The sequence below is a fragment of the Mucilaginibacter lacusdianchii genome (genome assembly GCF_009770985.1).
Classification (GTDB): domain Bacteria; phylum Bacteroidota; class Bacteroidia; order Sphingobacteriales; family Sphingobacteriaceae; genus Mucilaginibacter; species Mucilaginibacter lacusdianchii.
In genome coordinates this window covers 1,010,914-1,023,725 of sequence record NZ_WSRW01000001.1, presented here as the reverse complement: position 1 = coordinate 1,023,725, position 12,812 = coordinate 1,010,914, and the positions used below count along the sequence as shown (strand labels likewise).

The following is a 12,812-nucleotide window of genomic DNA, read 5'->3' as shown; positions in this document are numbered from 1 at the left end:
TGCAATACATGAGCGAGAATAAAATAGTAAAAGCTATAAAAGAAAAGAGTAAAGACCTCGAAGTAGAGATGTCTTTTTTTGACCATATAGAGGTTTTAAGATGGCATTTGATACGATCGTCTATCGCCATTATCATATTTTCATGCGTGGCCTATTATTACTATGATTATATTTTCGATCATGTAATTATGGGGCCAACCCACACCAGTTTTTGGACTTACAGCACTATGTGCAAGTTGGGTGAGTATTTTCACCGTTCGGGTTGGTGTATAGACAGTTTGAATGTTAAGCTCATGAACAATGAGTTGGCTGGTCAGTTTACCTTGCAGCTTAATTCATCACTGCTATTGGGCCTTACATTAGGCATTCCTTATTTGCTATTTGAACTATGGCGTTTTATTAAACCTGCACTGCACGAGAACGAAAGGAAAGCAGCAAGCGGTTTTGTTGTATACGCCAGTGGATTATTCATTTTAGGTGTTTTGTTTGGCTATTTCATTATTACGCCGTTATCCATGCGTTTTTTAGTTGGCTTTCAGGTAAGTGCATCTATAGAAAACTTATATACTGTTGATAATTACCTGGCATCTGTAGCTACGTTAACATTGGCTACCGGTATTGTATTTCAGTTGCCTATAATAATTTACATTCTGGCCAGCTTAGGGATTCTAACAGCGTCGTTTATGCGTAATACGCGGCGCTATGCCATTGTAGCTATACTGGTTATTGCAGCTGTGGTTACTCCTACACCAGATGCTATTACTATGTCGGTAGTGGCCATTCCGCTTTTTGTATTATATGAAGTTGGTATTATGGTTGCTGCCCGCATTGACAAAAGAAAGCTTAAAAAGCATGACGAGCTAATGCGAACTAAATCTTAATTTTTAAACTATTTATCCATGATCAACACAGAAATTAAAATCGCTATTGGTTCAGACCATGCCGGTTTCAGTTATAAACAAGCCTTGTTAGAATGGTTGCCTAATGCTACCATTAAAGATTTCGGTACCTATTCAACCGACTCTACTGATTATCCTGACTTTGCCCATCCTGTAGCATCAGCTGTTGAAAGTGGCGAGTTTGATTTTGGCATTTTGGTTTGTGGTAGCGCTAATGGTGTAGCCATTACGGCCAACAAGCATCAAGGTATTCGTGCCGCTATTTGCTGGCAGCAGGAACTGGCCAGTTTAGCTCGCCAGCATAACAACGCTAACATCGTTTGTATTCCCGAACGGTTTATTTCGCTGGATGAAGCTAAAGCTATTGTAGAAACTTTTCTGACAACAGATTTTGAAGGTGGCCGCCACGCCAATCGTGTAAACAAAATGTCTTGCTGATAACCTGGCAAAGCGCACATATTTGTTACTTATAGATTTGCAGCTTATTGCGTAAGTTGCCCCTGATTAGATAATTGCTAAGCAATAGAATGAAAAAAATGTTTTTTTGCAGTGCTGCCCTTGTAGCAGCACTGGGGGCCTGTGCCCAAAAAAATGCTACCGCCGTTAAGTACGCGCAGTACATTAGTGTTCAAGATGCCAAAAAGCAACTTACCATTATTGCCTCCGATGCTATGGAAGGCCGCGAAACTGGTAAACCCGGCGCAGACAGAGCTGCCAAATACCTGGCTGGTGAATACAAAAAGTTAGGTTTATTGCCCGCTAACAAAGGTTCTTTCTTTTTAGATGTGCCATTAACTGTTACAGCTTTCAACTTTAAATCGTTAGCCATTAACGGCAAAGCATTAACTTACGGAACCGATTACTCTACTGCAGGTGGTGCCGGAACGCAAAACATCAAAACCAATGAAGTTGTATTTGTGGGTTACGGAACCGAAGAAGAGGTAGCTGCTGCTGATTTAACCGGTAAAACCGTATTGATTATTGGTGAGACAAAACCAGGTACTGCCACTGATGCTAATCAGCAACGCAGGGGTGTGAATACTATAGCTGTGCGTCGTAAAAATCCGGCGTTGATTTTAGTGGTAGCTCCGGTAAGACCGGGCATGGCCGGCAAAACCAGCGAACGTACTAGTTTAAGAAAAGATGCCACACAAGGTGGAAGCAACGCCCAAGGTGCTGCTAATGCAGCGGGCAGAGCTATAGCCATTACCATTAGCCCTGCTACTGCCAATGATTTGGTTAAAGCATCCGGTAAAACTTATGATGATTTAAAAGCGGCTGCTACACAAGCAACCGTTGCCGCGCAAACCTTTAAAGCAGATGTATCAGCCGATTATGAAACGGTTGTTAACGATGCCAAAGCGGTTGATATTGTAGCTTACATGCCGGGTTCGGATCCCAAGTTGAAAGATGAAGTGGTAGTATTCTCGGCCCATTATGACCATATTGGTATGCTGCCCGAAGGTACACCAGGCGACCGTATCAACAACGGTGCTGATGATGACGGCTCTGGTACTACCGGTATACTGGAAATTGCCCGCGCATTCAGCGCTGCCAAAAAAGCAGGTAAAGGCCCGCGTCGCACGCTGTTGTTTTTGGGTAACGTAGGCGAAGAAAAAGGCTTGCTGGGTTCTGAGTACTACTCTGAGCATCCGGTATTCCCGCTCGAAAAAACAGTTGCCGATTTAAATATTGACATGATTGGTCGTCGTGACCCTGCGCACGAAGGTAAGCCTGATTACTGTTACTTGATTGGTTCAGACAAATTGAGCACCACGTTGCACAAAATCAGCGAAAATGCCAATAGCACTTATACCAAACTGGCCATAGATTATAAATACAATGATCCTAAAGATCCGGAGCGTATTTATTATCGTTCAGATCATTACAATTTTGCTAAGCACAATATTCCAATTGTATTTTACTTCGACGGCGTGCACGCCGATTATCACCGTGTAAGTGATGAAGTTGATAAAATTGATTTTCCGTTATTAGTAAAACGCGCTCAACTAACATTCTATACCGGTTGGGAATTAGCTAACCGCGTTGAGCGCCCATCTGTGGATGTAAGCAACGATATGCCTAATAGCCGTTAGTGGTCAAATAAAACCTATTTAAAAGCGTTATCCTAAATCAGGATAGCGCTTTTTTTGTTAAGAGAGCTCCTGTTGGTTTGAATTTGGTAACGAACTGTTAACACTGAACCGTCAACTAAAGAAAAAACATTAATTTCGCCTTTATGGGAAGCACTGCCGAGAAGTTTATTGCAGATTCAGAAGAGAAAGCGTTTGACCAGGACCATCGCCGTATTATTAATTTTAATATGGGACGATATCATGCGTCGGCTGCTAAGGGGATTGATCGGCTAACTAACCTGGAAACTGCCAAACGCAAAGCTCATGTGATTAAGTGGCGCGTGATGGAAAATCTGGATAAGTTTTTACCTGAGTTTGAAGCTAACTTTCAGCGCCGTGGTGGCAAGGTGATATGGGCGAATGATGTAGAAGAAGCGCAGCAGGAAATTTTAAGTATCATTCATCGTGCCGGTGCAAGGCGTGTAGTGAAATCTAAAACAATGGCTACCGAAGAAATTCATTTAAATGAGTTTTTGGAGCAAAACAATATTGAATCATTAGAAACCGATTTAGGCGAATATATTGTACAGCTGCTGGGGCAAAAGCCGTATCATATTGTTACGCCGGCTATGCACCTCTCTAAAGAGGACATTGCCAGGCTGTTTAACCAAAAATTCGGCACGCCTATAGACGCTACACCAGAACAGCTTACTCAAAAAGCCCGTGAATTGTTGCGTGATAAGTATCTGCAAGCTGATGTAGGTATTACCGGTGCCAACTTTTTAATTGCTGATACCGGCAGTATAGCCATGAGTGAAAACGAAGGCAATGCGCGCTTGTGTACCACGTTCCCTAAAATACATATTGCCATAGTAGGCATCGAAAAATTAATACCGTCCATTACCGATCTGGATTTATTCTGGCCGTTGTTGTCAACGCATGGTACCGGGCAAAATTTAACAGTATACAATACTATTTTAAGTGGTCCGCGGCAAATGGACGAAGCCGATGGACCGGAAGAAATGTATGTGATTTTGCTGGATAACGGCCGTACCAATCTGCTGGCTAAAAAAGACCAGCGGCAAGGCTTGTATTGCATCCGTTGCGGAGCCTGCCTTAATGCTTGTCCGATATACCAAAACGTAGGCGGCTATACTTATAACACTACATACAGTGGCCCCATCGGTTCCGTTATTACACCGCATATGAAGGGTATGGAAGAGTTTAAGCATTTAAGCTATGCTTCAACCCTTTGCGGGCGATGTACCGAAGTGTGCCCGGTAAAAATAGATTTGCACAAAATGCTGCTGATTAACCGCCGGGATGCAGTTAAAGAAGACTTAAGTACCCCAAAAGAAAAATGGGGTTGGGCTGCCTGGAAAAAAGCCATGCTGAGCCGCAAGTTAACCGACTTTTTTGGTGGCAAGATGAAGAACTTTATCCTTAAGATGTTCTTTAAAAAAGCATGGGGTAAGTTTCGTGAAATGCCTGTAGTGGCCGAAAAATCATTTGCGCAACGCTGGGCCGAAGAGCAAAATCGTAAAGAAGACTAACAACATGCGTAAAGTTATATTAAACCTGGCAATGAGCTTGGACGGATTTATTGAAGATGCTAATGGTGCCTATGATTGGTGCTTCAACGACCAGGATTACGGCATGACAGACTTTTTTAGCAACACCGATACTATTTTTATTGGCCGTAAAAGTTTTGAGCTGATTACCGGTATGGAGGATATATACTTTCCGGCAATTCAGAAAATTTATGTATTTTCAGATACCCTGCCACCTTCCAGTCACCCCAAAGTTAAAGTGGTTAACCAAGCTAGTTGGGAAAAGGAGGTAAACAGCATCCTTCAAACTGATGGGCCCGATATTTGGCTGTTTGGCGGGGCAAGCCTGGTTAGTTCGTTTTTGGAAAAACGATTGCTTAACGAATTACTGCTGTCTGTTCACCCTATTATTTTAGGTGCAGGTAAGCCGCTGTTTCAGAATATAAAAAGCCGGGTTGACTTGGCGCTTTTAGATACACAAACTTACAATACCGGTTTAGTTCAGCTTCGGTATACCCTTAAGCCGGTATTTGACTTCAGCTTGATCAATACAGACTATACCCACTCCGGCATGGAGAGTGACGATATTAGCATTTAAATTTCTTTAAAAGAAAAATTCAATGCTATATATTCAAGGCTTTCTTTTATTAAGAAAGCCTTGAATATATTTTTGTTAATCTTAATTGCTTACTTCCTTTAATAGTATTATTGTATAGCAGATAATGTTAAGTTCATAATAAAAATGTTACTTATCCGGCAATAAAAAAGGGTTTTTAGACGTATTCTTTATTGTTGTATTAGCTGTAGTTTTGCAAAATGTTAATTAATCATACTGCTTTATTATAAAAGTAGTATTGTCAAGCATTTTTTCGGCACTAACCAATTGAGTTCACTGAGTTATTCTGATACATTTATGACCAGCGTTACAGATGGAGGGAAGTCTTCTGTTAATGATATTAACCAAAAGTTAAAGTCTGGCTCACCTGCGTCTTATCCATTTGTGGATTTGATCCGCTTCATTTCAATGATGGGTATTGTGTGGGCACATGTTGACATGTTTAGCACAAAGAATCATACATTCAATAGTTTGCTTCTTAGTAATACTTACGAATTATCCTTCATCTTTTATAAGCAAGTATTTAAATTTTCTGTACTATGTTTTTTTATGATTTCTGGTTTTTTGCTGAGCGACAGGTTGCAAGCTGTCAATTCATATAGCTATATTAAAAGGAGATTTGATACTACTTTTAAGCCTTATGTACTGGCTCTAATCATTTTTCTTGGACTATTGATGATTAGAAAGTATGTTTTTCATCATAGCGTAACTCCAGATAATACTAATTTAAGTATAATCAAATTTTGCTTTTTTGATACGCTATTTTGGTACTTACCCAATTACTTTATATGTCTTGCAATACTACTGGTATTTAAAAAGTATATAAGTTCAATTTTTTTGGGTATAGGATTGTTGGGAATTACGCTTGTATATACAGCCTTAAACGTTTATACTGTTGCGTATGCGGCTCCACATGCAACTGCCTTATTAGGGTATGTGTTTTATTTATGGCTTGGGGCTTTTATAAAAGAGCAAAATATAGTTGAAAAGATCTGGCGAGTAAAACCAATAATATTATTTGCTGTTGCATTCGTTCTGTACATTTGCTCAACTGCCGAAGCTTACTGGCTGTATATAGAGAAATATTCCTTCCAGCAATATTTTCATATTCTGCGCATATTCAATCAACTTTACTCTGTTGCCGTTTTTGTTTTCCTAATAGGGGTTTGCCGCTCCAAAATTAACTTTGGTTTTTTTAATCCACGTAAAGAAACTTTTGGTATCTATTTGTATCATGGATTTTTTATCTACTTTTTTGTTCCAAAAGCTTTGGAAATGATTAAGCGCTATCTCAACGTCGAAATTTATAGTTATGATACAACTATTCGCCTGTTGATAATTACTTTTTATTGGGCATTATGCTATTTCGGAACAACATTGCTGGTAAAAGTATTGCAGAAGTTTAAGCTTATGTATCTATAACTTGATTATTTTAAAGTCAAATATATTATGTTGTTGAAAATGTTTGATAAACGACTCATAAATTAATCTATGTCCTCTGTCATTTAGGTGTATGCCGTCTCCCGCCGAGTACATGTCTAAAATGCTATAAGTCGGACTGGATAATTGGCTTAAATAACTGTTTACGTGACCTTTAAATGTTGACGCTAATTTGTCATCCAATGTTTTTAATCTAAAACGCTGATCTGAGCCGGAAAAGTTACGTGGTTGTGTGCCTGTTAATATATAATCTATTTTTTGCGCATCAATTATCGCGGTAATCGTTTTGAAATTATTTATAATTTCTTCATCAGAGTAGTTGCTTGCAATATCGTTTGTTGGCAAATTGATAAGGATCATCGACGGATGGTATCTGAGCGCTTCAGTAATATTTCTATCAGTAATTACCTGAGGCTTACCGCTGGGCGTAATAAAAGTTGTGGGCATAACTTGGTAAGTTGTGAAGCCACCATAAGCTAAATTCACTACTTTGAATTTTTTGTTATCAGTTAAAAAGCGGTTTTGTAATCGGTTTACCCAGCTCGAGTCTGGCTTGCTGGTACCAAAACCTGCAGCGGTAGATGACCCTAATACTACAATTACTTTGGTTGAGGTATCTACCGGTGTTTTTACAGTATCAACATTTTGATTTTGTACAGCTTTCGGAATAGTTATACTTTCTTTTACGGTTTCCTGTTTCTCTTTTTTACAGCCCGACACCACAGCGGTAGTAACAAACAATAATATGTATCCCAGTTTTTTGTAGAAAATTCCCATAGTATTAATTAGGTACTGTACCATGAATTTTTATGATACAGTTGTTAGCATATTTACAAATCAGGTACCACAAAAAATGGCAAAAATTTGAGACCGGCCACAAAGCAGACTAAAAATAATATTTAAGTATAAACTTTATAATAAATGCGTTAATTATATGAAAATCTTTCATTTTTATCTTTATACGCATTTATCATAAAAGTGATATGATTCTTTAAAAATTAATATAAGCGTTAAAAAATTTAATTTAAATGTTGGTCGTTGGGAAGGTTGTTTAAATAATAGGAAAAGATTTGCTTGATGTGTGAAATTTTTTCTACAGTTTGGGGCGATTTCAGTGTGTTGGGAATAATAGTTAAGTTTACAGCATGCATCCTCCGGCTACTCGCAAACAAATCCGTCCGTTACAGCTTGTCGCTATTATATTTTTTACTGTGTCAGGCGGGCCATATGGCTTGGAACCTTTACTTACTTATGCGGGGCAGCACGGTGCGATGTTGGTGTTGCTTATTACGCCTTTATTATGGGATGTGCCCGCCATACTTACCGTACTTGAATTGAATAGTATGCGGCCGGTTACCGGTGGTTACTATCAGTGGGTAAAACATGGCCTGGGTAAACGTTTGGGCTTTTACGAAGGTTGGTGGACCTGGCTTTACACCTTTGTTGATCTGGCCATTTATCCGGTATTGTTTGTAGAGTACGCTTCCTTCTTTTTTCCCGGTTTGCAGGGCTATAAAATACCGGTGTGCCTGGTTATCATCTGGGCATCGGCCGCATTAAATATATTAGGTATTATGCAAGTTGGCAGAGCATCTATGTTATTAAGCATAGTGGTGCTAGTGCCACTGCTTATTTTGTTTGTAGTGGCTGCGTGGCATCATCAGGGAAGTTTTAGTTTACCATCACCGGGGTTGCATGGTGTTAGTTTTCCATCGTTGGGGATGGCGCTATATACGGTTATGTGGAACTGCCTGGGCTGGGATAACGTAACCACATATGCACAAGAGGTAGAAAAGCCGGTGCGTTCATATTTAATTTCAGTATCTGTGGCTTTTTTGCTGGTAATGGTAGTGTATGCACTCGCCATCATCACTGCTCAACATTCAGGCATTAATGCGGATACTTTTAACAACGAAGGTTTTCCGGCCTTGGGCTTGCGTGTGGCGGGCTACTGGTTGGGAGCAATGCTGGCAGCGGGTGGAATGGCTAGTACGCTGGGTATTTATGCCGCTGTACTGCTATCCGTTTCGCGAGTACCCCAAGTAATGGCAGATGATAAGTTGTTGCCCAGTGGATTAAACCGTTTGCATCCGCGCTTTAATACACCTTATGTGTCTATCCTTATTTGTTCAATAGTGGTAAGTTTAATGGTGTTGTGGTCGTTTGCCGAATTGCTGATTATTGATGTAACCGTATATGGTGCCGGGTTATCATTAGAGTATGCTACCCTGATTAAATTAAGACTTAAAGAACCTGACACATTGCGCCCATTTAAAATACCGCTTAATGTAGCTGGTCTTTGTTTGCTTTTATTACTGCCCTTAACGGTATATGCTGTTGCCTTGGCGGGTGCCATGATATCAGAAGGGCAGGGAATTAAGCCGGCATTATTTGCCATTTGCGCATTAGCCACCGCCGAGCTGGCCTGGCGACTTGTAGTATGGCGCAAAACTCATATAACCGTTCCGGATTAGAGAATAGAAAGTTTTAGCTTTGCGACATGAAAAAAGTTGCACTTTTAAATGTATTTCTTTTTTGTGTTGGCATTTTCTGTATTAAAAGCTCATTCGCCCAAAAAGCAAATAAAGATGGTAATAACACGTTAAGCAATAATACTTACGAGTTCAGTGTAATGATGCGCGATAGTTCTATTAAAACTTTTAAATCAAAAATTTATACTAACGTTGAACTGCATCGAACATATCTGATCTATCAGAACGATTCGCTATCTAAAACTGACCCATCGCGTGAGCAAAAAATATATCCCGAGCAAACACTGGAAGCAAACCGGGTTGACGGATCTTATGGTACTATAGTAGGTGTGCCAACAGATAGTTGTTGGCTGTTTAGAGTAATACGCGGCAAAATAAACGCATATGCGAAACTGCCCGAAAAAAAGAGTTTAAAAGCAGAATCGATATGTGCATTTCAATCTGGTAAAACCGCTATCTTAAAATTAACGGCTACCGAGCTGGGGCGTTTTGTGATGGATGATGAAGAAGCTTATACAGCATTAAAAAAGAAAAACTATTTGGCTGCTATTCAGGCTTATAATAAGAATATTCCACAGTAGGGTAATGGATATCAACAAATGTTAACAAATAGTTAAAACTTGTGCTGTGCCTGTGATGTTAAACTCTTACACATTAAGAAATCTACATTATGGCAACTGCTAAATCAAAAAAACCGGAAAATACCGAAAATGTTGAAGAATCAGCATTAATGGAATTATTTGTTGATGAATTAAAAGATATATACTGGGCTGAAAAGCATCTGTCAAAAGCTTTGGTAAAATTAGCTAAAGCGGCAACATCAGATGAATTGCGCAGCGCATTAGAAACGCATAAAGAAGAAACCGACAACCAGGTAGCCCGTTTAGAACAGGTTTTCGAAATTGTTGGCGAAAAAGCTTCTGCTAAAAAATGTGATGCGATGGAAGGCTTGATCTCAGAATCAGAAAGCATTGTAGAAGATACAGAAGATGGCAGCATCACCCGTGATGCCGGTATCATTTCAGCTGCTCAGAAATCAGAGCATTACGAAATTGCTTCATACGGTACCTTACGTACATTAGCAAACACTTTAGGCTTTGCTGAAGCAGCCCAGTTATTGGACGAAACTTTGGCTGAAGAGAAAAAAACAGATGAACTGTTAACTCAATTAGCCGAAAGCACCATTAACGTAAACGCTAAAAGCGAAAAAGCATAATTTAGCAATAAGCTAAATTTATTAGTAAAAACTCCGGCTATTTAAGCCGGAGTTTTTGTTTTTTGTTTAATTTTGCACCTACAGATGAGTGCAGGGTTGAAATTTACACTACAGGGCGAAGAGCTTCTTTTACTGTCCGAAAAAGCTATTTACTGGCCTAAGCATAAAGCCTTAATTGCGGCTGATGTGCACTTGGGCAAAGTGGGCCACTTTCGTAAATCGGGTTTTGCGGTGCCGGCCCAGTTGGCTAATGAAGACTTGGTTTGCCTTGCCCGTATTATTGAGCAGCACCATCCCGAAAAAATATGGTTCCTGGGCGATTTATTTCATAGCGACATGAACGCCGACTGGGATGCCTTTGCTGCCTGGCGCAATCGTTATGCCTATATCCAAATGCAGCTGGTTATCGGAAATCACGACATTATTGATGAGGTGCATTATCACCAGCTAAATATCTCTACCCATAACGAATTGCAGGTTGGTCCATTTTTAATGTTGCACCATCCGCAAACCCCTGTTCAATTGCAACAGCACAACAGCTATGTATTTTGCGGTCACATTCATCCCGGTGTAACCCTGGTTGGTCGCGGCCGTCAGTCTGTAACACTGCCCTGCTTTACATTTGGCGCGCGGCAGGCTATATTGCCATCATTTGGTAAATTTACCGGGCAGGTAAACCTGCGGCATGAGCGTACGGATAAAGTGTTTGGGGTGTTGAAGGATAAGGTGATTGCGGTGTAAGCACACAGATCGATCATTATGTGAGTTCAATATCACGTTTATTAACAGACATTAATATGTCTTCCCAGCAGTTTTCAATGGAAAGTACCATACTTTTACCAAGAATTGTGGATATGTCTTGCATGTATTTAACAAGGGCCAGATGGTCGTCAAGTGATGTAAATTCCGAAGGCAAAATGTCGTTTTCAATCTCATTTTCGGAAAAGAAGTAGGTACATACTGTTGTTTTTCCTACTGTAACTACGGCATTACATGAAAAGTCGGGAGGTGCAGCTCTCCATAGCTCTTGAATAACATTGAATTGTATTTCTGTTTGACTGCAATCCTTTCTACTATCAAAAAATTCAACTGTGTAATTTTCGTTTACATACTGAACCCACTTTTTCCAATCGCTTTCATTTGTATTTAAAATGTATATATCTCTAAAAGATCCGTCTTCAAAATACAATTGTTTTTTAAGTTTACTCCACTCCATAACCAACCTCTATCAGTGCTTCTTTACATAACTATCCATCTCAAACAATAACCGGTTAAAATCAACATTGCGTTCAATGATGTGCCAGTTTTCGTCTACTAAGTAATAGGTGGGTATTTTGGTGATCATCCAGTTTTGGGCATTGGGCGAGTCGTCACCTTTCAGGTCGGCAAACTGCGGCCAATTCATGTGGTCGTCGGTAACGGCTTTGGTCCACCAGTCGCGTTTGCTATCTAACGATACACTGATGATGCCAAACTGGCGGCCGCTTTTATCTTTTTGCAGGGTATTAATCATGTCCTGATGGCACAGGCGGCTTACCTGATTGGCAGCGCGCCAAAAATCAATGATATAGCCTTTTTTAGATTTATCGAGCGTTGCTTTATTAAATGGTTTGCCATCGGGCGTGTTCCCAGCAATAGCAGGCGCCTCGGCACCGGGTACCAGTTTAAGTATACGGGTTAGCTTGGCACCAATTTCTTTACCCTCGTCGGTATTACGGGCAGCGGCACCTAGCTTTTGGTAAATGTTGTTATAAGTAACCGGGTCAGATTCAATATCCAGCTTACCCATTAAATGCGGCGCGGCTATACTTTGCGGGTTCTTTTCCACAAAGGTTTTAAACGCAATAATCTTGGTTTTGTCTTCAGCTTCTTGCGCGGCGTTCACTTTATTAATTAGAGCAATGTATTCGGTTTTGCTTAAAGCCATTGAACGTTTGTCGTTCAACTTGGCTTCGGCTTTCAGGCGTTGCTCATGTGTCCCGGCGTTGGTTTGCTCGTAAATTTCATAATATGATGACAGCTCTTTCTGAATAGCCGATGGCGAAGTGATTTTTGGATATTGAGAAAGTTTATCGGCATTAGCCTCAATCGTGTACTCGCCCGATTCCAGATAAACTTCAAAGTTGTTCTCATCTTTGCTGCCGTTTTTGTTGATAGACAATGTGCCGTAACCGGGGTTATCCAGTTGTGCATCTACTTTGAAAGTGCCGTTGCTGATGTTTTCGGCAGCGATGGTTGAGTCGGCAGCATCTTTCAAAAAATAAGTAGCATCGTTCAGGCCGGCAACTTTGCCGTTAACAGTAATGTGTGATGGTTTAGCGCAGCCAACGGCTAATAAAGCAGCGGCAAATAGGAGAGAATATTGTTTCATAAATTAGCGAAAAGGCTTAACGGCTAAGATATATTTTTCTGGTTATATAACCATTTGCATGCAATCGATTTTAGAATGTTTCTAAATAGACAATTCCGTGACTATAACTGAAAACTAGTGGTAGGTTTTGGGTTATATTAAATATTTTTGCCT

General features: G+C 40.1%; 13 protein-coding genes. 10 read left to right on the top strand and 3 right to left on the bottom strand.

Annotation, left to right across the window (positions count from 1 at the left end):
* The first annotated feature begins 8 nt into the window (after nucleotides 1-8).
* The 6 genes from tatC to GPM24_RS04610 all read left to right on the top strand — a co-directional run bounded on the left by tatC (nucleotide 9) and on the right by GPM24_RS04610 (nucleotide 6,562).
* The gene (tatC, locus tag GPM24_RS04635; protein ID WP_199269686.1) at nucleotides 9-881 is read left to right on the top strand and encodes a twin-arginine translocase subunit TatC; all 873 of its coding nucleotides are present in this window, start codon (nucleotides 9-11) and stop codon (nucleotides 879-881) included.
* Nucleotides 882-899: 18 nt separating this feature from the next.
* Complete coding sequence (gene rpiB / locus GPM24_RS04630; protein WP_158825555.1) at nucleotides 900-1,337, top strand: ribose 5-phosphate isomerase B; 438 nt, start codon at nucleotides 900-902, stop codon at nucleotides 1,335-1,337.
* Nucleotides 1,338-1,426: 89 nt separating this feature from the next.
* Nucleotides 1,427-2,995, top strand: coding sequence for a M28 family peptidase (locus GPM24_RS04625; protein ID WP_158825554.1), 1,569 nt, complete (start codon nucleotides 1,427-1,429; stop codon nucleotides 2,993-2,995).
* 143 nt (nucleotides 2,996-3,138) lie between these two features.
* Nucleotides 3,139-4,527 carry a LutB/LldF family L-lactate oxidation iron-sulfur protein gene (locus tag GPM24_RS04620; protein WP_158825553.1) on the top strand — a complete coding sequence of 463 codons (1,389 nt, stop codon included), beginning with the start codon at nucleotides 3,139-3,141 and terminating at the stop codon, nucleotides 4,525-4,527.
* 4 nt (nucleotides 4,528-4,531) lie between these two features.
* On the top strand, nucleotides 4,532-5,122 hold the full coding sequence (locus GPM24_RS04615) for a dihydrofolate reductase family protein (protein WP_158825552.1): 591 nt from the start codon (nucleotides 4,532-4,534) through the stop codon (nucleotides 5,120-5,122).
* Nucleotides 5,123-5,437: 315 nt separating this feature from the next.
* Nucleotides 5,438-6,562, top strand: coding sequence for an acyltransferase family protein (locus tag GPM24_RS04610; protein ID WP_158825551.1), 1,125 nt, complete (start codon nucleotides 5,438-5,440; stop codon nucleotides 6,560-6,562).
* Here the strand turns inward: GPM24_RS04610 and GPM24_RS04605 are convergent.
* Nucleotides 6,557-7,357, bottom strand: coding sequence for an SGNH/GDSL hydrolase family protein (locus GPM24_RS04605; RefSeq protein WP_158825550.1), 801 nt, complete (start codon nucleotides 7,355-7,357; stop codon nucleotides 6,557-6,559). The two genes, GPM24_RS04610 and GPM24_RS04605, sit on opposite strands and share 6 nt — an antisense overlap.
* Before the next feature lie 368 nt (nucleotides 7,358-7,725).
* Here GPM24_RS04605 and GPM24_RS04600 point away from each other — a divergent pair, with 368 nt between their 5' ends.
* From GPM24_RS04600 to pdeM, 4 genes are all read left to right on the top strand, one after another.
* Nucleotides 7,726-9,054: an APC family permease gene (locus GPM24_RS04600; protein ID WP_255459106.1), complete on the top strand. Its 1,329-nt coding sequence runs from the start codon at nucleotides 7,726-7,728 to the stop codon at nucleotides 9,052-9,054.
* Between the two features lie 26 nt (nucleotides 9,055-9,080).
* A complete protein-coding gene (locus tag GPM24_RS04595; protein ID WP_158825548.1) occupies nucleotides 9,081-9,653 on the top strand; it encodes a hypothetical protein in 573 nt (190 codons plus the stop codon).
* A gap of 89 nt (nucleotides 9,654-9,742) precedes the next feature.
* Nucleotides 9,743-10,288, top strand: a complete 546-nt coding sequence (locus GPM24_RS04590; protein ID WP_158825547.1) for a YciE/YciF ferroxidase family protein — start codon at nucleotides 9,743-9,745, stop codon at nucleotides 10,286-10,288.
* Between the two features lie 84 nt (nucleotides 10,289-10,372).
* Entirely contained in the window at nucleotides 10,373-11,029 is a 657-nt protein-coding gene (gene pdeM / locus GPM24_RS04585) for a ligase-associated DNA damage response endonuclease PdeM (protein ID WP_158825546.1), read from the top strand.
* Between the two features lie 16 nt (nucleotides 11,030-11,045).
* On the opposite strand, the gene GPM24_RS04580 is transcribed toward pdeM, so the two are convergent.
* On the bottom strand, nucleotides 11,046-11,504 hold the full coding sequence (locus GPM24_RS04580) for a hypothetical protein (protein ID WP_158825545.1): 459 nt from the start codon (nucleotides 11,502-11,504) through the stop codon (nucleotides 11,046-11,048).
* A 12-nt stretch (nucleotides 11,505-11,516) separates the two neighbouring features.
* The gene (locus tag GPM24_RS04575; RefSeq protein WP_158825544.1) at nucleotides 11,517-12,659 is read right to left on the bottom strand and encodes a DUF4369 domain-containing protein; all 1,143 of its coding nucleotides are present in this window, start codon (nucleotides 12,657-12,659) and stop codon (nucleotides 11,517-11,519) included.
* Between the last annotated feature and the right edge of the window lie 153 nt (nucleotides 12,660-12,812).

Bases quoted from the DNA above. Each gene is read 5' to 3' on its own strand.
- GPM24_RS04575 (WP_158825544.1), bottom strand. From the start codon at position 12,659: ATGAAACAATATTCTCTCCTATTTGCCGCTGCTTTATTAGCCGTTGGC.
- GPM24_RS04620 (WP_158825553.1), top strand. From the start codon at position 3,139: ATGGGAAGCACTGCCGAGAAGTTTATTGCAGATTCAGAAGAGAAAGCG.
- GPM24_RS04605 (WP_158825550.1), bottom strand. From the start codon at position 7,357: ATGGGAATTTTCTACAAAAAACTGGGATACATATTATTGTTTGTTACT.
- GPM24_RS04590 (WP_158825547.1), top strand. From the start codon at position 9,743: ATGGCAACTGCTAAATCAAAAAAACCGGAAAATACCGAAAATGTTGAA.
- tatC (WP_199269686.1), top strand. From the start codon at position 9: ATGAGCGAGAATAAAATAGTAAAAGCTATAAAAGAAAAGAGTAAAGAC.
- GPM24_RS04625 (WP_158825554.1), top strand. From the start codon at position 1,427: ATGAAAAAAATGTTTTTTTGCAGTGCTGCCCTTGTAGCAGCACTGGGG.
- GPM24_RS04615 (WP_158825552.1), top strand. From the start codon at position 4,532: ATGCGTAAAGTTATATTAAACCTGGCAATGAGCTTGGACGGATTTATT.
- GPM24_RS04610 (WP_158825551.1), top strand. From the start codon at position 5,438: ATGACCAGCGTTACAGATGGAGGGAAGTCTTCTGTTAATGATATTAAC.
- rpiB (WP_158825555.1), top strand. From the start codon at position 900: ATGATCAACACAGAAATTAAAATCGCTATTGGTTCAGACCATGCCGGT.
- GPM24_RS04580 (WP_158825545.1), bottom strand. From the start codon at position 11,504: ATGGAGTGGAGTAAACTTAAAAAACAATTGTATTTTGAAGACGGATCT.
- pdeM (WP_158825546.1), top strand. From the start codon at position 10,373: ATGAGTGCAGGGTTGAAATTTACACTACAGGGCGAAGAGCTTCTTTTA.
- GPM24_RS04595 (WP_158825548.1), top strand. From the start codon at position 9,081: ATGAAAAAAGTTGCACTTTTAAATGTATTTCTTTTTTGTGTTGGCATT.
- GPM24_RS04600 (WP_255459106.1), top strand. From the start codon at position 7,726: ATGCATCCTCCGGCTACTCGCAAACAAATCCGTCCGTTACAGCTTGTC.